The 20226-nt window shown below is 54.1% G+C and carries 18 protein-coding genes; 11 read left to right on the forward strand and 7 right to left on the reverse strand.

What is annotated here, in order from left to right; translation table 11 throughout:
- Positions 1–25 precede the first annotated feature (25 nt).
- On the forward strand, positions 26–829 hold the full coding sequence (locus ACYVHB_RS04265; RefSeq protein ID WP_461049903.1) for an HNH endonuclease: 804 nt from the start codon (positions 26–28) through the stop codon (positions 827–829).
- Entirely contained in the window at positions 804–1292 is a 489-nt protein-coding gene (locus tag ACYVHB_RS04270; protein WP_461049904.1) for a DUF4385 domain-containing protein, read from the forward strand. Before ACYVHB_RS04265 ends, ACYVHB_RS04270 begins: the two co-directional genes overlap by 26 nt.
- A 16-nt stretch (positions 1293–1308) precedes the next feature.
- On the opposite strand, the gene ACYVHB_RS04275 is transcribed toward ACYVHB_RS04270, so the two are convergent.
- On the reverse strand, positions 1309–3180 hold the full coding sequence (locus tag ACYVHB_RS04275; RefSeq protein WP_461049906.1) for an alpha-amylase family glycosyl hydrolase: 1872 nt from the start codon (positions 3178–3180) through the stop codon (positions 1309–1311).
- Here ACYVHB_RS04275 and ACYVHB_RS04280 point away from each other — a divergent pair.
- The 6 genes from ACYVHB_RS04280 to ACYVHB_RS04305 all read left to right on the forward strand — a co-directional run bounded on the left by ACYVHB_RS04280 (position 3167) and on the right by ACYVHB_RS04305 (position 10194).
- Complete coding sequence (locus tag ACYVHB_RS04280; RefSeq protein WP_461049908.1) at positions 3167–3325, forward strand: hypothetical protein; 159 nt, start codon at positions 3167–3169, stop codon at positions 3323–3325. The genes ACYVHB_RS04275 and ACYVHB_RS04280 overlap by 14 nt on opposite strands.
- Before the next feature lie 178 nt (positions 3326–3503).
- Positions 3504–4391 carry a bifunctional 5,10-methylenetetrahydrofolate dehydrogenase/5,10-methenyltetrahydrofolate cyclohydrolase gene (locus ACYVHB_RS04285; protein WP_461049909.1) on the forward strand — a complete coding sequence of 296 codons (888 nt, stop codon included), beginning with the start codon at positions 3504–3506 and terminating at the stop codon, positions 4389–4391.
- Positions 4392–4531: 140 nt separating this feature from the next.
- The gene (locus tag ACYVHB_RS04290) at positions 4532–7486 is read left to right on the forward strand and encodes a glycosyltransferase family 117 protein (RefSeq protein WP_461049911.1); all 2955 of its coding nucleotides are present in this window, start codon (positions 4532–4534) and stop codon (positions 7484–7486) included.
- A 138-nt stretch (positions 7487–7624) separates the two neighbouring features.
- Entirely contained in the window at positions 7625–9370 is a 1746-nt protein-coding gene (locus tag ACYVHB_RS04295) for a glutamine--tRNA ligase/YqeY domain fusion protein (protein WP_461049913.1), read from the forward strand.
- An 81-nt stretch (positions 9371–9451) separates the two neighbouring features.
- Positions 9452–9874 (forward strand): hypothetical protein, encoded by a 423-nt coding sequence (locus ACYVHB_RS04300; protein WP_461049915.1) that lies wholly within the window; start codon positions 9452–9454, stop codon positions 9872–9874.
- A gap of 44 nt (positions 9875–9918) precedes the next feature.
- Positions 9919–10194 carry a hypothetical protein gene (locus ACYVHB_RS04305; protein ID WP_461049917.1) on the forward strand — a complete coding sequence of 92 codons (276 nt, stop codon included), beginning with the start codon at positions 9919–9921 and terminating at the stop codon, positions 10192–10194.
- A gap of 5 nt (positions 10195–10199) precedes the next feature.
- Here ACYVHB_RS04305 and ACYVHB_RS04310 read toward each other — a convergent pair whose 3' ends face one another.
- The gene (locus tag ACYVHB_RS04310) at positions 10200–10739 is read right to left on the reverse strand and encodes a hypothetical protein (RefSeq protein ID WP_461049919.1); all 540 of its coding nucleotides are present in this window, start codon (positions 10737–10739) and stop codon (positions 10200–10202) included.
- Positions 10740–11048: 309 nt separating this feature from the next.
- Here ACYVHB_RS04310 and ACYVHB_RS04315 point away from each other — a divergent pair, with 309 nt between their 5' ends.
- From ACYVHB_RS04315 to ACYVHB_RS04325, 3 genes are all read left to right on the forward strand, one after another.
- On the forward strand, positions 11049–11447 hold the full coding sequence (locus ACYVHB_RS04315; protein WP_461049920.1) for a GlcG/HbpS family heme-binding protein: 399 nt from the start codon (positions 11049–11051) through the stop codon (positions 11445–11447).
- A gap of 45 nt (positions 11448–11492) precedes the next feature.
- Positions 11493–12686 carry a formaldehyde dehydrogenase, glutathione-independent gene (gene fdhA / locus ACYVHB_RS04320; RefSeq protein ID WP_461049922.1) on the forward strand — a complete coding sequence of 398 codons (1194 nt, stop codon included), beginning with the start codon at positions 11493–11495 and terminating at the stop codon, positions 12684–12686.
- A 151-nt stretch (positions 12687–12837) separates the two neighbouring features.
- Positions 12838–14427: a cryptochrome/photolyase family protein gene (locus ACYVHB_RS04325; RefSeq protein ID WP_461049924.1), complete on the forward strand. Its 1590-nt coding sequence runs from the start codon at positions 12838–12840 to the stop codon at positions 14425–14427.
- On the opposite strand, the gene metF is transcribed toward ACYVHB_RS04325, so the two are convergent.
- The 5 genes from metF to ACYVHB_RS04350 are packed head-to-tail and all read right to left on the reverse strand — an operon-like array spanning position 14424 to position 20123.
- Complete coding sequence (metF, locus tag ACYVHB_RS04330; protein ID WP_461049926.1) at positions 14424–15383, reverse strand: methylenetetrahydrofolate reductase [NAD(P)H]; 960 nt, start codon at positions 15381–15383, stop codon at positions 14424–14426. The two genes, ACYVHB_RS04325 and metF, sit on opposite strands and share 4 nt — an antisense overlap.
- Positions 15376–15606, reverse strand: a complete 231-nt coding sequence (locus ACYVHB_RS04335; RefSeq protein ID WP_461049928.1) for a type II toxin-antitoxin system HicA family toxin — start codon at positions 15604–15606, stop codon at positions 15376–15378. The genes metF and ACYVHB_RS04335 overlap by 8 nt, the downstream gene beginning before the upstream one ends.
- Position 15607: 1 nt before the next feature.
- Entirely contained in the window at positions 15608–15847 is a 240-nt protein-coding gene (locus ACYVHB_RS04340; RefSeq protein WP_461049930.1) for a type II toxin-antitoxin system HicB family antitoxin, read from the reverse strand.
- Between the two features lie 29 nt (positions 15848–15876).
- Complete coding sequence (locus ACYVHB_RS04345; protein WP_461049932.1) at positions 15877–16740, reverse strand: phosphatase PAP2 family protein; 864 nt, start codon at positions 16738–16740, stop codon at positions 15877–15879.
- 41 nt (positions 16741–16781) lie between these two features.
- Positions 16782–20123 carry a UvrD-helicase domain-containing protein gene (locus ACYVHB_RS04350; RefSeq protein WP_461049934.1) on the reverse strand — a complete coding sequence of 1114 codons (3342 nt, stop codon included), beginning with the start codon at positions 20121–20123 and terminating at the stop codon, positions 16782–16784.
- Positions 20124–20226: the final 103 nt, after the last annotated feature.

The following is a 20226-nucleotide window of genomic DNA, read 5'->3' on the forward strand; positions in this document are numbered from 1 at the left end:
TCAGTAAACACGATTAATTAGCCTGATGAAAGGCACATGTGCAATAGAAGCTTGCGATAGGCAAGTTGTAGCAAAAGGTTATTGTAACACCCACTATCACCGCTTTAAGTACGCAAAAGACAAATCACTAACGCCAATCAACGTTATTGAAAAGCGTACCCACTGCACCGTTGAGGGCTGCACTGGTAAACATATAGGTCATGGCTTCTGCTACGCTCATTACGAGCGATTCAAAAAGCACGCAGACCCTTTAAGCCATATTCCAGTCAAAAAGAAAGCAATCACAAAAGTCACATGTCACGTTGAGGGATGTGGCAGAAAGACAAAAGCAAACGGAAATTGTGATGCTCACCATAAACGGTGGCTTCAGACAGGGAATGTACAAGCTCATATTCCGTTGCGTGATTTCACCACTAAAGAATGTAGAGTAGCAGGTTGTTATGAAGAAAAGAAAGCCTTGGGCTTATGTGAGAAGCATTACCAAAAATTCAAACTATACAAAGATCCTACCTGTGGTGTAGAGCGTAAAAAAGCAAACCTTGGCAGTCAGACGGTGGATAAAACTGGCTATGTTCTCGTATATGTGAAAGGCATCAAAAACCGCGGAAAATGGGTCAGAGAACACAGATACGTTATGGAGCAGGTTATAGGCCGATTATTAACAACAAGAGAGTTTGTGCATCACAGAAATGGAGATAGAGAAGATAACCGTTCAGAGAATTTAGAGTTATGGTCCAAATCCCATCCCAGTGGACAACGTGTGAGCGATCTAATTAGCTGGGCAAAAACTATACTGAGTCAATATGGCGACGACGAAGCCAAATTCTGATTACTATGGAATCGATTTTAGGGAACACCCTGAGAAATACAAAGTAAGCGTCGGGGAAATGGGCGTCCTGACAGCAATGCCGTATAAGTCAGAGATTCTCCCTCATTGGCGGTTCAAAACGCCGGACATCGCCCGCGAGTCATCCGAGAAAATCTACCAGCTTTTTCTCAACTACAAAGCCAACGGCGACTTCATTGGCATGGACATGGCCCGGAAGTTTCTGCAAATGGGCTACACCAGAGCCAGGCGGTACGCCAATCACGCCAGCGGCCAAAAATACGACGGCCCCGTGCCCGACGATAAAAAAGGGCAATCGGGTGCCCATGGCCGCGACCAACTGCCCCGCGATGAAGACCCCATCAAAGCCGAATCCGCCCGAATTTTCTACGCCAAATACCTGGAAGCGCGGGAAGACGAAGAGTACAAAAAGCTGAAAAAAGATTGGCAGGCCAGGTACGGGTGATCGGTAAAACGGTACGTTACGACTTTCGTCGACGTAAAATCTGGACTTCCATTGGGTGCAACCGCACGGGCAGCACCCGCGCCGGGCCATTCGTCTGTTTGCCATCGGCTTCGTTAATGGTGACGCTGCCGCCCGTTTTTGTGGCAACCAGTCCCGGTGGCTGAGGTTGGTCGTGGTTACTGAACAGAATGGTGTAAGGGGCCTGATCCGGGTTCAGCCGAGCATCAACAATCACCTCACCAGCAAAATCACCATTGGTTTGCGTGTTGGCGACTATCACCACTTCCTGGTCGTTCAACACCCGCGAAAAAGCCAACACACCCGGACTGAAGGGCGATATACCAAAGTTCACGCCATCGCCGGAGAGTGGCCGGAAATACTGGCGTCCGTACCGAAGGGCGGGCTGGGTCCGTCGGACTTCGTTTATCCGCTTAATGGCTTCGTAGAACGGATGTTGCGCATCAAACGCATCAGGTTTGCCCCACAGGGCCTCGCGCACGGCGGCATCACTGTTTCCAATGCCGTGCAGGCCCTGCTCGGTTCCATAATAAAGGCACGGGATGCCCTGCAACGTAAACAGGCAGGCAATCCCCAGCGTCACCTGCCGGTCGAAGCGGTGCGGGTCAGCAGCATCCCGGAAGTAGAAGCGTTGCTTCATGTCGTGGTTATCCAAAAACGTCACGAAGAAACTGGTTGCATCGCCGTGCGTACTGAGAATGTTGCTCTGCACTCGTTTGCGCCGGACGTACATATCCTTGATCGACGCGGGCGCCGACAGACCCTTCGTAACGGACGGAAGCCGGAAAAATAAGGGGAAATCGAGGGCTGCATCCACCCCAATCGGCTCGTCGCCCTGACTCGTCGTGCGGCCAATGAACTCATTAATTTTCTCTTCTTCGTCAAAGACCTCCCCAAACGTGAAAAAGTCCCGCTTGCCAATGCTCAGGGCAAATTCGCGCATGGCATTCCCAAACGTCCGGGCAAAATCAGCTTCGATAAACTTCAGGGTGTCAATGCGATAGCCATCGATATCGAACTTGGCAATCAGGTATTGATACGCCAGAATCAGGGTTTCGCGCACCGGAAACGACCGGCCTAAGCTATCGGTTTCAATGAAATCGGTCACTACTTCTTTCAATGATTCGAAATCACCACCAGCTTCGGCTCCTTTCCCCTTCCGCCGGAACAGTTCGTTGCGCTGTAGCTCTACCGGCCACACGGCCGCATCATCGGCAATTGGGGCCGGGGCACTGGCAAAATCAGCGAAGGCGGGGTTTCCCTGCTCGTCGTGCCAGCGAATCGGGTACACTTCGTTGCGTCCTGCGGCACTGGCCGCGTTGTCGTTGCCATTGACAACGTACCCAAACACATTACCGGCGTGATTTAACACTATATTGAATATGATGTAGATGTTGCGGGCGTGGGCAGCATCAATCAGGGCCCTTAACTCATCTTCGGCCAGTTGCGGATTCGCTTTGGCCGCCAGTGGATCAGACGCGAAGCGCGGTTCCACCTGCAAAAAATCCTGAAAGCCGTAGCCATGAAACGTTGTATCTTCATACTGGCAGTTTTTGGTAACGGGCGACAGCCAGATGGCGCCAACGCCGAGTTCCCGGAGGTAATCAAGCTGCTCGCGAACGCCGTTGAACGTGCCGCCCTGGAAAGTCCCGTGCTGCCCATCGAAGGGCAGGTGACGGGGCGGAGCAAGGGGGTTGTTGAAGCGGTCGAGGAGCAGGAAGTAAATGGATACGTCGCGCCAGTCTGGTGGAGAGGCAAAGGGGGTAGTTATCGCAACGGTGCGGTCCCCAACGACGACACTCTTTTGCTGAGGGGTGGCTGCATTCTCTAAAACTGTTCGTACGGCATTGCTGCGAATGGATGTTGGCATGACGGGGGCGTTTATGCAATTGATGGAGGCTGTAGTTGGCTTTCGCTATTCGTCGGAAGTTACCGCGCTGACGCAAACCGACTCCGACACTATTTACGGAGCGTATCGTACAATTTATTATTCGGCAAAAACCGATGTGGCGTGATGGGTTTTGCGCGGCTGCATCGATTGGGACGGTGTGATGGGCAGGCAACGGGAAAAGAGAATGGCGGGAATAGAGATGCATCGCCCGGTCTGTCATTGCAGTGTATCTTTGCACTCCTCCGGCACGAACTGCTTTTTTATCCAGCGATGGACGGAACACACAGCGATTCCCAAAGATTATGCAACTCCTTGACGGTAAGATTCTTTCAGCACAAATTAAACTCGAAATTGCGGCTGAGGTCGCGCAAATTCGCGAACAGGGCGGCAAGATTCCCCATCTCGTTGCCATTCTGGTTGGCACCAAAGGCGCGTCGGAAACCTACGTAGCCTCCAAAATGAAGAACTGCGAAGAAGTCGGGATGGCGTCCACGCTGATTCGCTTCGAGCCGACCGTAACCGAAGCCGAACTGCTCGACGCCGTCCGCACCGTCAACAACAACCCCGACATGGACGGTCTGATCGTGCAGCTTCCCCTGCCCGACCACATCGACCCGAACCGCGTGATGGAAACCATCGACCCGGCTAAAGACGTAGACGGTTTCCACCCCATCAACATCGGCCGGATGGCCAAAGGATTACCCGCCTACGTGTCGGCGACTCCGCAGGGCGTTTTGGAAATGATTAAACGCTACGACATCAAAACCGCCGGGAAGCACTGCGTCGTGGTGGGCCGGAGCCAGATTGTGGGCCTGCCCATGTCGATTCTGATGCAGCGCAACACGTATCCCGGCAACTGCACCGTCACACTGACCCACAGCCGGACGCAAAACTTACCCGAAATCTGCCATTCAGCCGACATCCTGATCGCGGCTCTCGGCCGACCGGAGTTCATCACGGCCGACATGGTTAAGGAAGGGGCCGTGGTTATTGACGTAGGGCTGGAGCGGGTGCCGGACGCCAGCAAGAAAAGCGGCTTCTCACTCAAGGGCGACGTGAAGTTCGACGAGGTGGCTCCTAAAACGAGTTTCATTACACCCGTGCCCGGTGGCGTCGGCCTGATGACGATCTGTTCGCTGATGCAGAATACGCTGAAGGCCGCGCGGGGTGAGGTGTATGGATACCTATAAGGACTACGCGTCCCAGTCTGAGAGCCCTCTCGTTCATAGCTTAACAAACTTTAACAACCCTTCCGAACCCGGCGTTGCTCTCTTTTTGCGTAATTTTGGGCTATTACTTACACAAAAGCCGTTTGTAAAACTCAATTCGTATGCCCTCATTCAAACGCCTGAATATCCTCACGGGCTGGTTCGGTTTTGCCGTTGCGCTGTTTACCTACGCAAGCACCGTCGAACGCACCGCCAGTTTCTGGGATTGTGGCGAGTTCATTGCCTGTTCGTTTAAACTTCAGGTGCCTCACCCGCCCGGTGCGCCGTTTTTCCTACTGCTGGGGCGAATTTTCTCGATGTTTTCCTTCGGCGACCTGACCAGCGTGGCCTACTGGGTCAATATGGGATCGGTGCTGGCGAGTGCATTTACCATTGCGTTCCTGTTCTGGACGATCACCATGCTGGCCCAGAAACTGCTTGGTCGGCCGGAAAGTGATTACAGCACTGCCGACACGCTGCTGGTCATTGGCACGGGAGCCGTGGGTGCGCTCGCCTACACCTTCTCCGATACGTTCTGGTTCTCGGCCGTTGAAGCCGAAGTGTACGGCATGTCGTCGTTCTTCACGGCCATTGTCGTCTGGGCCGCGTTCAAATGGGAGCGCATCGAGGACGAGGCAGCCGCCAACCGCTGGCTCATTTTCATTGCCTATCTGACGGGCTTGTCCATCGGCGTTCACTTGCTGAACTTGGTGACGCTGCCCGCACTGGCGCTGATTTATTATTTCAAGAAATACCCTAAACCCACGTTCTGGGGTGGTGCAACGGCCTTTGGCATTGGACTGGTTATTCTCGGCATCATCAACTCGGGTATTATTCCGGGTCTGCCGGGCATGGCTTTCTTCGTGGAGCGGTTCTTCGTCAATACGCTTGGACTGCCGTTTAATTCGGGCATGACGTTCTTTACGGTCATTTTCCTGGCAGCCGTGGCGTACGGCATCATCTGGTCGGCCCGGCGGAAGCAGCCTATTCTGAACACGGCCATGCTGGCCCTGGCGTTTGTACTGATCGGTTACGCATCGTACATGCAGGTGCTGGTGCGGGCCGATTTTAACCCACCCATCAACGAAAACAAACCCGACGACGCGCTGAACTTCCTGTCGTACCTGCGCCGGGAGCAGTACGGCAGCCGGTCGCTGCTCTACGGACCCGTCTTCACGGCCCGCCCCGTCGACCAGAAGCAGGGTGCAGCGGTGTGGAAAAAAGAAGGCAGCCGGTACGTTATTTTCGATTACCAGCCGGAGTATATCTACGCCCCTGGCGACGAGATGCTGTTTCCCCGCGTCTACAGCAGTCAGCAAAATCACCCGCAGTTGTACCGTCAGATGCTCGGCTTAGCCGAAGGGCAGAAACCCACAATGGGCGACAACTTAAAGTTTTTGTTTAGCCACCAGTTGGGTCACATGTGGTGGCGCTACCTAATGTGGAACTTTGCGGGCCGCGAGAGTGACGAAGAAGGCGCGGGTTATCTCCTGCCGTGGTCGTCGAATGAAGGAGCACCCGACCTGCTGAAGTCCAACAAAGCCCGCGACAACTTTTACATGCTGCCGTTTGCGCTGGGCCTGTTCGGCATCGTGTTTCAGTATTCCCGCCGTCGGCGTGACTTCCTGATTGTGGGGCTACTGTTCCTGTTTACGGGTATAGCCCTGCAAATTTTCCTGAACTCGCCCCCGGCCGAGCCGCGTGAGCGGGATTACATCTACGTCGGCTCGTTTTATTTCTTCGCCATCTGGCTTGGGCTGGGTGTGATGGCCATTGCCGAAGGGCTGCGGGCGTACCTGAAGTCGGATACGACGCGCAACGGACTGGTCATTGGTCTGAGCCTGCTCGTGCCGGTGATGATGGGTGCGAAAAGCTGGGACAACCACAACCGCGATAACCGCTACCAGTCGGTCGATTTTGCCAAGAACCTGCTCAATTCCTGCGCACCGAACGCCATTCTATTCACCGGTGGCGACAACGACACGTTTCCACTCTGGTACGTGCAGGAGGTTGAGGGCTTCCGAACCGACGTGCGGGTGTGTAACCTGAGTCTGCTCGGTACGGAGTGGTACATTCAGCAAATGAAGCGCCGGACCTACCAGTCGGATGCGCTCCCGATTTCGCTGGAATTCGATCAGTTCAACAAAGGCAAAAACGACATTGTGCCGTTTTATGAAGTGCCGGGCGTTAAGAATGGGATCGACCTGGTACAGTATATTAACCTAATCAAAACCAACAGCCCCGCCATTCAGGTGCCGCTTACCAACGGCGACATGACGAGCGTATTACCCTCGTCGGTGCTCTTCCTGCCCATCGACCGGGCCGCCGTTGACAAGGCCAACTTCGTTCCGGCCGGGCTGAAGCCGTTGATGAGGGATACCCTGCAGTGGACCATCGGCAAGAAGGACCTCTACAAGCCCGACCTCATTATGCTCGACATGATCGCGACCAACAACTGGAAGCGGCCCATCTATTTTTCGAGTACGCTGGCGAGTGAGAACTACCTGAGCCTGAAGAACTATATGCAGTTGGAGGGGTACGCTTACCGCCTGATGCCGGTGGCGATACCCGGTGCGACGGACGGTTACGTGAACTCCGACATTATGTACACTAATATGACGAAGAAGACGTTCTGGCGCGAGTTCAACAACCCGGACGTGTATTACGACGAGACCTACAAAGGGCCACCCGTGGTTTCGGCCCGGATCGCGTTCTTCCGGTTAGCCGATCAATTCATCCGGGAAGACAAGCCCGTCAGAGCGAAGGAAGTACTGGATTATTCGCTGCGGGTAATCCCCGACAAGAGCATCCCCTACGACCAGATCTCGTCGAACTACGTGCGGTTCTATTTCGGAGTGGGTGATACGAAGAAGGCCCTGGAAATTGCGGATACGATGGCAACCCGCGCCGATCAGAACCTGCTGTACAACAAATCCGGTAATGGTCGCTTTGGCAGCCCCGATGCGGACCTGTACATCCTGCAAACCATTGTTGAAGCCTGCAAGGAAGCCAAACAGACGGCGGCCGCTAATAAATACGATGCGATCTTCCAGAAGCACATCAACGCATTTGGCTGATTAGCTTATGATTATAAATTGAATCAAAAGCCAGCACTGATCAGTGCTGGCTTTTGATTTTAAGCTACCTCACGGCCGCAGTTTGACAAACCCGCCCAATCGCCGTAATTTCGGGCTACGATTAGCCGCCTGAATACCATGAACGAAGTACTGAACGAAGCAGAAGACCTGCACCGCCGGGCCAGTAATACCACCGGAGACAGCAGCAATGCTGGAAGCTCCCTTAACTTTATTGAACAAGTTGTTGAAGATGATATGGCGGCTGGTAAAAACGGCGGACGTGTTCACACGCGCTTTCCGCCCGAACCCAACGGCTACCTGCACATCGGCCACGCCAAATCCATCTGTTTAAATTTCGGATTAGCCGATAAATACGGCGGACAAACCAACCTCCGTTTCGACGATACCAACCCCGTCACCGAAGACACCGAATACGTCGATTCAATCAAGAACGACGTGCGCTGGCTCGGTTTCGAGTGGGAAAACGAGTTCTACGCATCTGATTATTTCGAGCAGATCTACGGTTTCGCCGAAACACTGATTCAGAAAGGGTTAGCCTACGTCGATGACTCGACTGCCGAAGAAATTGCGGCCCAGAAAGGAACGCCCAACGAGCCGGGTCAGGAAAGCCCGTTTCGCAGCCGCAGCGTGGACGAAAACCTCGATCTGTTCCGGCGAATGCGGGCCGGGGCGTTTCCCGACGGGGCAAAAGTGCTGCGGGCGAAAGTCGATATGGCGTCGCCTAATATGCAACTGCGCGACCCGATCATCTACCGGATCAAACATGCGCATCACCACCGCACGGGCGACGCGTGGTGCATTTACCCCATGTACGACTTCGCCCACGGGCAGTCGGACGCCATTGAGCACATCACCCACTCGCTCTGTACGCTGGAATTTGAAGTGCACCGGCCGCTGTACGAGTGGTTCATTCAGCAGTTAGAAATCTTCCCGTCCCGCCAGATCGAGTTTGCGCGGCTCAACCTGACCTACACGGTGATGAGCAAGCGCAAGCTGAAGCAGCTGGTGGAGGAAGGACACGTGAGCGGTTGGGACGACCCCCGGATGCCGACCATCGCGGGCATTCGGCGACGGGGCTACACGCCCGCCAGCATCCGCGAGTTTGCCGACCGCATTGGTATTGCCCGGCGCGAGAACCTCATCGATCTGGGTTTGCTGGAGTTTTGTATCCGCGAGGAACTGAACCGAACGACCCACCGCGTGATGGCCGTACTGGATGAGCAGCCCCTTAAAGTCGTCATCACGAACTACGAAGCAAGCCGCGAAGAATGGTTGAATGTGGAGAACAACCCCGAAGAAGAAACAATGACCTACCGCCGGGTGCCGTTCAGCCACGAGGTCTACATTGAGCGCGACGACTTCATGGAAGTACCGCCCAAGAAATTCTTCCGGCTGTTTCCGGGCGGCATGGTGCGGCTGAAAGGCGCGTACATTATCAAGTGTGATGAAGTCGTAAAAGACGACGCGGGCGAGATTACCGAACTGCGCTGTACGTACGTTCCCGAAAGTCGGAGCGGTTCCGACACGTCGGGTATCAACGTCAAAGGCACGATTCACTGGGTATCGGTGCCCCACGCCATTGAAGCTGAGGTGCGACTCTACAACCGGCTCTTCTCGGTCGAGAACCCAGCCGCCGACGAGCTTGAGTTCCGCGAGTTATTAAACCCAAATTCGCTGGAAGTCGTACGGGCGTTTGTGGAACCGGCCTTATTCGAAGCCGCCCGCGCCGGTGAGCAGACCAATTTCCAGTTCATGCGCAAGGGCTACTTCATTTTAGACCCCGACTCCACCGCCGACCGGCCCGTGTTCAACCGCACAGTGACGTTGAAAGATGCGTGGGCAAAGGAGCAGAAAAAGTGGTAGCGATTTGTATTTAAAATCAGCATTTCTGTTGAGTTTTATCTACTGTTACATTGAAAACTACTATCACAATAAGTTTAGATCATGAATTTGCAGGAGTCCCCGTATCGATCACGACAACCTTGGAATGAATGGGATGTCGAATTAAATAATAAAGGTGGATGGTTGATTGTAGGTGCGTTGACTTGTGCCAGTTTACCCTCTTTGGTGGGTCTTATTGGGTTATTCGCGCTGTTTTACTATGCAATTGTTCAATCAGAGCCCAAAGCGCGTGCAATTGAGATTTTCAAACGTAGAGATAGTTTGAAGCGAAAAGATGTACAAGGCGAACTTACCGATGAAGAGTGTGCTGAACTTGACAACATTCTCGGTATACTTGAACGCACCAAATCCAAAAGAAACACTACTGCGTTTACAGTGGGATATCTCGTCTGGGCACTGGTATTCGCCTATCAAATAGCTAAGATGCTCAAAAAACCAATTCTCGATGCTTACTTTTTTGGCTGACACTGGACACAGAATGCCTATTAGACTTTTGCTCTACAGCCTCTATGAGCCGAATCCACAAATCAAGCACGTTCACCAATATTCCCGCTTACGACAAAGAATACTGGTGGGCCAAAACACCACAGGAGCGGTTAGCGGCTGCGCTAAAGTTGATTCGACGGGCCAAAGCGATTTATTACGCTAATCCCAATAACCAACCCTTAGGAAATGGAGGACAGGTAATTAAATCGTCAACGCCAATTGACCAGCGGAAGCGACGCACTTTTCAACCGCTGGACTGGCTTGATGTTGAAAAAATGCCCGGCCAGGCAGACGTGTGAGCTGATTACACTACCTCTTCCAGCCCCTTCAGCTCCAGCAGTAAGGTCCACTGCTCGGAGTCGAACCATTGCCGGATGGTCATGTCGATCAGCCCTTTGTCAATGGCGTAGTCGATGGCTTCCATCACTCGCCGATGCGTTGACTCCGAGTGGCCTACGCGGATATAATAGTCTTTCAGAAATTGTTGCTTGTCGGTGGTCAGCAGGGAGAAGTTTTCGCCCGTCCGGGAATCACGGAGCAGGATTGGGTAGGCGTTCCAGAACTCCAGCGCGGCTTTTTCGCGGTCCTGATCGAACAGATCGCGGCCTAAGTTATCGGTCAGAACAAAGAAATCCATATAGTAGTAGCCCGCCTTGTTAAGGTTCAGGATCAGGCCCCGGTCAACCAGATTACCGATTTCTTCCGCCGAAAAGCTCGGCCCCTCCTGCCCGAATTTGTACATGGCCGCGTATTGGCGCGTGTGCGTCAGAAACAGAAAAACGTACTGATTGGGCGTTATGCTGTATCGCAACAACGATTCAAGGTTTATTTCAATACTATTCATAATACATACAAGATATACTGGTGGTTGATAAAAAACATATAAAATATACGGATTAAATTTTAATATGCAATACATAGTTTTATTTATACGCAAATATTCAGCTATTTTTTGCAGTGTTAAAATTATAACTTTAGTTACATTAGTTACTAATAGTATTTTTTTATATGCATTTACTCTATTTTATAACTATACTGATTTAGGGCAACATAAGATTTTTACGCAACTTATTGAGACTATTCCACTACAGTCTGCCCGCTAATTCGCCAATCTTTGCAACGTCGGCTCTTAAACCACCGACCTCACAGACGAATGGGTATCACGTTGGAACAGTCCGAAGCCGCCGTTAAAGCCGCCAAGCAGAAGGCGCAGGAGTTAGGACTGAAAATGAATATTGCCGTGGTCGACGCCGGGGCCAACCTGACCGCTTTTGCCCGCATGGATGGAGCATGGCTTGGCTCGCTCGACATTTCGATGCGGAAAGCCCGAACCGCCCGCTATTTCGACATTCCCACCGGTGAACTGGGAAAACTGTCGCAGCCGGGTGGTCCGTTATTCAACATTGAGCACTCTAACGGTGGCCTGATTACGTTTCCGGGCGGCATTCCCATTCTAAATGGCAACGAGGTGATTGGGGCCATCGGCGTGTCGGGCAGCACCGTCGACGACGACCATACGGTAGCACAGGCCGGGGTGGATGCTTTAGCGTAGCGAGACTTTTTTCTGATTCCTAACCCTTAAAACCAGTAAATCGGTATGGCAAGCAATCGTGGTGTCGTGTACATTGAACCGGGAAAAGTGGAGGTGCAGAGCATCGACTTTCCTGAGTTGGTTAATCCTAAAGGTAAAAAAATCAATCACGGGGTGTTGTTGAAAGTGGTTTCAACCAACATCTGCGGCTCCGATCAGCACATGGTTCGTGGCCGGACAACGGCCGAGGCCGGGCTGGTGCTGGGCCACGAGATCACCGGCGAAGTCATTGAAATCGGCTCCGACGTGGAGTTTCTCAACGTGGGTGACATCGTCTCCGTGCCGTTTAACGTAGCCTGTGGGCGGTGCCGGACCTGCAAGGAACAGAAAACCGGTATCTGCCTGAATGTCAACGATTCGCGGGCAGGTGGTGCTTACGGATACGTCGATATGGGCGGCTGGATTGGCGGGCAGGCCGAGTACGTGATGGTGCCCTACGCCGATTTTAATCTGCTGCGCTTCCCCGACAAAGCGCAGGCAATGGAAAAAATCCGCGACCTCACTATGCTCAGCGACATTTTCCCGACAGGATTCCACGGGGCCGTCAACGCGGGCGTTGGTCCCGGCACAACGGTGTACATTGCCGGGGCCGGTCCGGTGGGCATGGCGGCTGCGGCCTCGTCGCAACTGCTGGGCGCGGCCGTCGTGATCGTCGGCGACATGAACAAAGCGCGGCTGGCCCACGCCCGCTCCATTGGCTGCGAAACGGTCGATCTGAACGAAAGTGCGACGCTGGCCGATCAGATTGCGCAGATTCTGGGCGTTCCCGAAGTCGATTGCGCCGTTGACTGCGTAGGCTTCGAGGCCCGTGGTCACGGGGGTGAGACAAACAAGGAAGTACCGGCGGCCGTGCTCAACTCACTCATGGAGATTGCCCGCGCCGGGGGAGCCATCGGTATTCCGGGGCTTTACGTAACCGCCGACCCCGGTGCCGAAGAGAAGGCCGCGCAAACGGGTAACCTGTCCATCCGGTTCGGACTGGGCTGGGCCAAAAGTCACTCGTTTTTTACGGGCCAAACACCAGTTATCAAATACAACCGCCAACTGATGATGGCGATTCTGTACGACAAAATTCAAATTGCCAAAGCGGTAAACGTGGAAGTCATTTCGCTCGATGACGCGCCCAAAGGATACGCCGAGTTTGACAGTGGCGTCGCCAAGAAGTTCGTGATCAACCCGCATCAGTTGATTCCGGCGTAGAGACCGCACCGGCCGGTATCGCACCGGCGCACCGACCGGAGCGGGACCGGTGACCCTTCGCGTCTATTTCCCTAAACCTGTAAGGTCTCCAAGACCTTACAGGTTTGTCATTTACAGCGAACAAAACGCATCAACGGCCCGTACTGCCTGCATGAAAATTCTTCGTTTAGTACTGGGCGATCAGTTGAACAGTCAGCATTCGTGGTTTCGGACCGTTTCGGACGATGTTCTGTACGTGCAGATGGAAATCCGGCAGGAAACCGACTACGCCCACCACCACGTTCAGAAAGTGATTGCGTTTTTTCTGGCCATGCGCCACTTCGCCGATGAGCGCCGGGCCGAAGGGCACACGGTCGTTTACATTAACCTCGACGACCCCGCCAATACGCAGAGCCTGACCCAAAACCTGCTGAACCTGATCGCCGACCATGACCGGGACGGCGTCTCGGTTGGGCGGTTCGAGTACCTGCTACCCGACGAACTCCGGCTCGACAACCAACTCCGTACCTTCGCCGGAAGCCTGCCCATTCCGGCGCAAGCCTACGATACCGAGCATTTCTATACCACCCGCAACGAACTGGCCAAACATTATGGCTCAAAAAATTTCATTATGGAGTTTTTTTACCGGGCGTTACGCCAAAAACACAACGTACTCATGGAAGGCACAGGGGCAGTGCTTCAGCCGGTTACGGGTCGCTGGAACTACGACGAGGAAAACCGCAAGCCTCTGCCCAAAAACCTACCCCTGCTACCGCCGAAACTGTACAAACGTGAGATTCAGGATGTGCATGGAATGCTCGTCAAACAAGGTGTCGCTATGATGGGCACGGTGGACACGAGTCACTTTATCTGGCCGGTGACGCGGGGCGAGTACCTGGAAATGCTGGACTTTTTCTGCGAGAACTGTCTGCCTTACTTCGGCACGTACCAGGACGCCATGTCGAACGCGCCTAATGCGTGGTCGCTATACCACTCGCGGCTGTCGTTCGGCATGAACACCAAGCTAATTTCGCCCAAAGAAGTCGTCAACGCAGCCGTAGCTTACTTTCTGAACCACCGCGACCGGGTCAGCTACGCGCAGATTGAAGGGTTTGTGCGGCAGATTCTGGGCTGGCGCGAATACATGCGGGGTATCTACTGGAGTCAAATGCCCGACTTTGCGCAGCTCAACTACTTCGATCACACGGCTAAATTGCCCGGTTTTTACTGGACCGGCAACACCAAAGCCAACTGCCTGAGCCACGCCATCGGGCAGTCGCTCCGCTACGCCTACGCCCATCACATTCAGCGGCTGATGGTGGCGGGTAATTTTGCGCTGCTGGCGGGCGTCCACCCCGACGAAGTCGATGCGTGGTACTTAGGCGTGTACATCGACGCCATTGAGTGGGTCGAGATTACCAACGTGCGGGGCATGAGTCAGCACGCCGACGGTGGGATCGTCGGTACGAAACCCTACGTGTCGTCGGCGGCTTACATCAACAAAATGAGTAGCTACTGCAAGAGCTGTCACTACGACAAGGATAAGAAAACAGCCGATGGCCCCGACGCGCCGGGTACGGGTCGGCCGCCCTGCCCGTTCAACAGTTTGTACTGGGATTTTTACGACCGGCACCGCGCCAAACTCGAACGCAATCCGCGCATCGGCATGATGTACAAAATCTGGGACCGGATGTCACCCGACGTTCGCGAAGCCACCCTAAAGCAGGCGCAGTGGTACAAGGAAAATTTGGAGGAAATTTAAAATACGTCCCGCGCCACTTTCATGACGTTGTCGGCTTTCCCCATCGTGTAAAAGTGCAGCACGGGCGCACCGTGGGCGGTCAGTTCGCGGCATTGCTGAATGCACCACTCTACGCCCACTTGCCGCACCTGCTGATCGTTTTCGCAGGCTTCTACCGCACTGACCAGATCCTGTGGTATTTCTAAGTGAAACAGTTTGGGTAGAATTTGCAGTTGTTTACGGGTGCTAATCGGCTTCAGACCCGGAATGATTGGAATAGTGATGCCGTGTTGATGGCAGCGGTCGATGAAATCGAAGTACTTGCTGTTATCGAAAAACATTTGCGTCACAATGTAGTCCGCGCCTTTGTCGACCTTCTGTTTAAGATAGTCAAAATCAATATCGTGGTTTTCGGCCTCGAAGTGTTTTTCGGGATAAGCCGCCACGCCAATGCAGAAGTTGCTGGGTGCCAGTGCCGTATCTTCCTCGTGGAGGTAGACGCCCCGGTTCATGTTGGCCACCTGCTCCACAAGATCACTGGCGTAAGCGTACCCGTTTTCTTTGGCTTTGAACGTATTGAACGGCTTAGCCGGGTCGCCCCGGAGCACGAGCGCGTTGTCGATGCCGAGGTAGTGCAGGTCAATCAGAAAATCTTCGGTTTCGTCGCGGCTGAACCCGCCACACAGCACGTGCGGCACGGGGTCAACACCAAAGCGGTGCATAATGGCCGAACAAATACCGACCGTGCCGGGCCGTTTGCGGGTTACAATCTTTTGAATGGTGCCATCGGGCAGCGGCCGTTCGATGTATTCTTCGCGGTGGTAGGTTACGTCGATAAACGGCGGCTTAAACTCCATCAGCGGCTCAATATTGTCGAGCAGACTTTTCAGGTTATCGCCTTTGATGGGCGGAATCACTTCGATGGAAAAAATCGGCTTGCCGTTCGCGTTACGGATGTGATCGGTAATTTTAGTCATTGGTTAGCAAAATACTCCACTCCTCCCGGCTAATATTTGCCTGTTTGAGCAAGCGATTAAGTAAGTTGATGTCGATAAGACCCTGGTGTGGATTTGGGATTGTCAGTTTAAAACTGCCTCTACGCATAAATTGATGTTTACCACCCGAAAATGGCCCATCAAAACCAGCTAATCGAAGTATGCGTATAAAATCATTTCTGGAAATAGAACGGAGTGGTGGCATATCAGGCTGCTTCCGCTACGGCGTTCAAGTCAATAGAATCCAGAATAGGCAACGTGTCACCATGACGAAAACCGACAATTAACCAGCCTTCAATCACTTCGATTAACTGCTGGCGGCACTCTTCTAACGTACTACCGTATGCCAGAACGCCGGGCAGTTCCAACACTTCGGCATAGTAGACACCATCCTCGATCTCATATTTAGCCCGGTGCAAGGCCGCCTTAATGTATTCCGTAATCATGGCCCGATTGATTAATTGCAATACCAAAGTTAACGCGAGAACACGGCTAACCGAACGTAAATTCCATTCGCCTGCCCGTTGCTCCACGGTTGAACGTCGAGCCGACGCCCCAGTTCCCTCTGATTTTTGACCTCGTGCAGTTTCGGAATCCCCCACCCCACTAAGGACCCGAATGCGGCCCCGGCCAGCAAATCGGTGGGGTAATGCCTGCCTGCTTCGTAGCGCAAAACGGCCGTGGCGGTGGCTAATCCTAATGAACTAACCCAGACAACGGGCTTTAACTTCGAGTCGGGGAAATAATGCCGGAACACTTCCCCCGTGAACACCGCCGTAGCAAACGAATTGGTAGTGTGGCCCGAAAAAAAAGACTGCCGGGCGTTCCGGTCCAGCTTTTCGGCTAAGGGTGCGGCCGGATTGTAAACGAACGGCCGGGTGCGTTGACTCACGTTCTTGATCGACCGCTGAATGCCGTTGGCCAGCAGGACGGTTTCGAGGTATATGACGGCTACCGTTTGGATGTCCTGCCGCATGGGTTTGGTGCCAATCGTAAGCAGCCCCAGCAGCGCGGCATTACCCGCCAGTGTAACGTCGCTGAGCCGGTCGGCGTTGGGGTTGAACTGGTTCGTAGCGCCCCGGTCGAAGCGGTTTATGCCCAACCGGTCGAGGTTAATGACCTGAGCTTCCGTGAGTGAAATAAGCCCGTTCTCCAGCACCAGCGCTGATACGCCCGTGGCCGCCCCAACGCCAAAAATGACCAGTTCCCGGCCCGTGCGTAAGGCGTAGGGCGACTGGGCAAAAACGTTAATTAATAATGAATAATGAACAATGAACAATGCGGTTGCCCGACCTATTCGCTTCTTTTGCCAAAAGTCTCCCCCTTGCCAGTCCTTCATTATCTATTTTACATTATTCATTTTTACATTACCCATTTCTATTAAACAACCACTACGTCCAACTCGTCGGCTAAGTACACCAACCGCCCTTCCACTTCAGCGAAGCCCATATCGCGGTATAAACCGGTGAAATAGCGCAGTCCACTGATCGGATCGGGCGTGGTTCCCGATGCTCCATTCGCTGGCACCACCGACTCGTATTGCACCAAAACGACGCTGCCGTTGGAGCGATGCACTACCCGGTGGGGGGCACCGTGCATTCGTTTGTTGCTCAATATACTCCGATCCGTATCAATTCGGAGCGAGGCATCAAACAGGGCCGACAACGCCGGGTGCGACACGATGCGGGTCAGGCGTTGGAGCAGTTCATCGCATTCGGCCGTGCGAATCATGCCTTCGCCAACGAGTTGCCGGAGCGTTTTGTCGATGCAGCCGGGACCTTTTATCAGGCTCAGGGCCGCACACAGTTTGCTGTCACGTTCGCGGGTGCGCTCAAACGTCGCCACGTCGAACACCCGGTCGGCCTGTCGGCGCAGGTTGAGTTGCTGCTTGCGGTGGCCGCTAATGACGTCGTCTAGGAAAATCTCGTCGGGTATTTCGTCTGGCTTGTGATGCTCAATCGAATCGGCGCACAGACTGATCGTGTACGACGAAACGCCTTCCTGCCATGCGCAGCCGCACTGCCGGGCCACGTCGCTATCGCGCAGAAACGCGTGGAGCCAGTAGCTAATATCTTTCTGACTCCCCGGCTTCGTAAAATCCGACGATTTGCTGATAATGTAGAGCCGGTCGGTGGGGCGCGTAAGCGCTACGTAGAGCAGGTTCATATTCTCCAGAAACGTCCGCGTCAGTTCCTCCTGATACTGAGCCGCCACCGCTTTGGGCGTTCGGCTCAGGGTACCGTTCGTGGTGGCCGGAGCCGACAGCAGTCGTGTCACCTCACCCGTTGTGGCCTGGTGCGAAAGCATATCGGTTGGCACCCCGGACAGATCGAGCCAGATGGTGCTGTTCCGGTTCGGCTCAACGCCCCAGTTGGCGAACGGAATTATTACGACCGGAAATTCCAGCCCTTTCGACTTGTGAATGGTCTGAATGCTCACCGCGTTACGGGCCGCACCCTCTACCGAAATTCGCTGCCGGACGCCATCCCAGTACAGTAAAAAGTCACTCAGGTGACCGCTCCGTTTCTGATTGAACGTCAGCAGTTCATCCAAGAATCGGAATAGAAACGGGTTGTGGTCGGCCTGGCTGAACAGGTTGAATTGGGCCGTCAGCCGCTCGGCGAGTTCGTAGGGATTGAGTTGGCCCAGCGCGTAAGGATCGAGTGGGTAGCCTTCCTTGGTGAGGTAGTCATAAACGCCCATACTGTCGCCCTCGGCCACGGTACGCAGTTGTTCGGTCAGCGCGTCGCTCGGAAAAACGCCCCGCACCACGCGGTGATACAGGTACAGCAGTTCGTAGCGCAGCAGTTTCTGATCGGGTTGCTGGAGTACCCGCATGAGCGTGACGAGCCACTTGACGGGGTCCGAAAACTCCAGCGACAGCGAATCGGCCGAGACCAGCGGGATGCGCCGAGCGTTGAGTTCGTTGGCCAACGCGCGGGCGTGGGCTTTTTTGCGGCACAAAATCGCAATATCGCCGTACTGATAGCCGTCGGCCAGTGCCTGCTGTAGGTGTTCGATGGTTTTCTCCAGCATCACCGCCGTCAGGTCTTTGCCATCCTCGGCGGTTTCCTTCGCCACAAAATCAATCTGCACGTGGCCCTCGGCGCGGGCGGCAGGCTGGGTCTTCTGCCGAAACACCTGCTCCACGTCGAACACGTCGGCTATTTTGGCGTGATCGGCTTCATACTTGCGGGCGGCAAAATCAAAAAATTCATTGTTGAACCGGACAATCGGCTCGGCGCTGCGCCAGTTGGTATCGAGCGTGTCGGAACTGATCTGACCGGTGAGCATGTCGATGCGGTCGGCAGTGAAGGAATTAGGGTTGTGCGCCACTTTCAGGCTGTCCAGATCCTGACGGTGCAGCGAAACGATCTGGTCCATGTCACCCCCCCGGAACCGGTAGATAGCCTGTTTTCCGTCGCCCACGGCCATATTGAAGTGATCGGACGCCAGCGCGTTTTCCAGGAGTGGCATCAGGTTGGCGAACTGAAGCTTCGAGGTATCCTGAAACTCGTCGATCAGGATGTGGTGGTACTTCACGCCGAGCCGTTCGTAGAGGAACGGCACCGGCTCCGAGGCCACGATGCTCAGAATTTTCTTGTTGAATTCCGAGATGTGAACGCGCCCGTCTTTGCGCAGCAGTTCATCGAACTCGATCCGCATCTGCTTCAGCAGGGCCAATTTCTGCAAATGTGGCAGCAGGCACTCGAACAGGGCCACCTGAAGCCCGCGTTCGTCGCGGACGGCATTGATCTGACTGATGCAGTCGCACAGTTCGTCGGCCATTGCATCAATCATACCCTGCACCAGTTTGGGCGCTTTTTTGGTGTACCAGTCGCCTTGCTGAGTGGCATTTTGCACCCGCACGCCCGCTTCTTTGGTCGCATTGCCCTCCGCGATGGCCCGTATAAAACCACCCACGCCTTTATCGCCATAAGCGAAGTCAGCATCAGACAAACCCGCATTGGCAATTAACTGCCAGGCCCGCTGCCCGTGCGACACAATATCGGTTTCGGCTTGCCGGTTGTGCGCCATCAGTTGCTGACGGATGGCCCGCAAGGCACCCGGCGAAAGCTCCTGTGCGGCATTGACGGCTTCGTAAAATTGGTCGGAGGTCAGGTTACGGCCGAATTCTTTGAGCAGTTCGGGGAGTTGATTCCAGCTTTTGCCTTCGGTGGCGGTGTTGGTGTAGTAATCACTGAGAATGGTGGTAATCTCGTCCATCTCCTCCAGACCGGCTTTTTCGATCAGGTTGTCGATGGCTAATTCGAGCACTTCGTCAGTTTCCAGTTCGACCTCGAAGGAATACGGCAGACCGAGTTCATCGGTAAACGCCATCACAATTCGCTGCGTGAACGAGTCGATGGTGGTGACCGAAAAATCGGCGTATTTGTGCAGAATAGTCCTAAACACCGATGCGGCTTTCCGGCGCAGTTCACCCTTAGCCACGGCAAACGCATCGGTGCCGGGCGCATGCTGGTACAGTTCTGCGGTCAGATCGCTGAGCAGGGGGATGTCTTTGTCGGGGTCGGCGAGGTCGCGCAGCCGGTCCAGAATCCGGTTTTTCATCCCGTTGGCAGCCGCATTGGTAAACGTGACTGCCAGAATATGCCGGAAATAATCGTCGGTTGAGCCGGGTCGCAGGGCCAGTTTGAGATACTCCTTTGTCAGGGTGTACGTCTTGCCCGACCCGGCGGAGGCACTGTAGACTTTGAACATGAAAACAGTCGGACAGTCAGTGAGTTGGACAGTCGGTGAGTAAGTCAGTTGGAGAGTTAATCAGTTGGTTAGTCAGCAGCGTTGCGTCAGTTACTGCCCGACT

The sequence above is a fragment of the Spirosoma arcticum genome (assembly GCF_054779955.1).

What these genes read in the sequence shown, in the direction of transcription:
- ACYVHB_RS04265 (WP_461049903.1), top strand. Translation starts at nt 26, where the DNA reads ATGAAAGGCACATGTGCAATAGAAGCTTGCGATAGGCAAGTTGTAGCA.
- ACYVHB_RS04270 (WP_461049904.1), top strand. Translation starts at nt 804, where the DNA reads ATGGCGACGACGAAGCCAAATTCTGATTACTATGGAATCGATTTTAGG.
- ACYVHB_RS04280 (WP_461049908.1), top strand. Translation starts at nt 3,167, where the DNA reads ATGGATGTTGGCATGACGGGGGCGTTTATGCAATTGATGGAGGCTGTA.
- ACYVHB_RS04275 (WP_461049906.1), bottom strand. Translation starts at nt 3,180, where the DNA reads ATGCCAACATCCATTCGCAGCAATGCCGTACGAACAGTTTTAGAGAAT.
- ACYVHB_RS04285 (WP_461049909.1), top strand. Translation starts at nt 3,504, where the DNA reads ATGCAACTCCTTGACGGTAAGATTCTTTCAGCACAAATTAAACTCGAA.
- ACYVHB_RS04290 (WP_461049911.1), top strand. Translation starts at nt 4,532, where the DNA reads ATGCCCTCATTCAAACGCCTGAATATCCTCACGGGCTGGTTCGGTTTT.
- ACYVHB_RS04295 (WP_461049913.1), top strand. Translation starts at nt 7,625, where the DNA reads ATGAACGAAGTACTGAACGAAGCAGAAGACCTGCACCGCCGGGCCAGT.
- ACYVHB_RS04300 (WP_461049915.1), top strand. Translation starts at nt 9,452, where the DNA reads ATGAATTTGCAGGAGTCCCCGTATCGATCACGACAACCTTGGAATGAA.
- ACYVHB_RS04305 (WP_461049917.1), top strand. Translation starts at nt 9,919, where the DNA reads ATGAGCCGAATCCACAAATCAAGCACGTTCACCAATATTCCCGCTTAC.
- ACYVHB_RS04310 (WP_461049919.1), bottom strand. Translation starts at nt 10,739, where the DNA reads ATGAATAGTATTGAAATAAACCTTGAATCGTTGTTGCGATACAGCATA.
- ACYVHB_RS04315 (WP_461049920.1), top strand. Translation starts at nt 11,049, where the DNA reads ATGGGTATCACGTTGGAACAGTCCGAAGCCGCCGTTAAAGCCGCCAAG.
- fdhA (WP_461049922.1), top strand. Translation starts at nt 11,493, where the DNA reads ATGGCAAGCAATCGTGGTGTCGTGTACATTGAACCGGGAAAAGTGGAG.
- ACYVHB_RS04325 (WP_461049924.1), top strand. Translation starts at nt 12,838, where the DNA reads ATGAAAATTCTTCGTTTAGTACTGGGCGATCAGTTGAACAGTCAGCAT.
- metF (WP_461049926.1), bottom strand. Translation starts at nt 15,383, where the DNA reads ATGACTAAAATTACCGATCACATCCGTAACGCGAACGGCAAGCCGATT.
- ACYVHB_RS04335 (WP_461049928.1), bottom strand. Translation starts at nt 15,606, where the DNA reads ATGCCACCACTCCGTTCTATTTCCAGAAATGATTTTATACGCATACTT.
- ACYVHB_RS04340 (WP_461049930.1), bottom strand. Translation starts at nt 15,847, where the DNA reads ATGATTACGGAATACATTAAGGCGGCCTTGCACCGGGCTAAATATGAG.
- ACYVHB_RS04345 (WP_461049932.1), bottom strand. Translation starts at nt 16,740, where the DNA reads ATGAAGGACTGGCAAGGGGGAGACTTTTGGCAAAAGAAGCGAATAGGT.
- ACYVHB_RS04350 (WP_461049934.1), bottom strand. Translation starts at nt 20,123, where the DNA reads ATGTTCAAAGTCTACAGTGCCTCCGCCGGGTCGGGCAAGACGTACACC.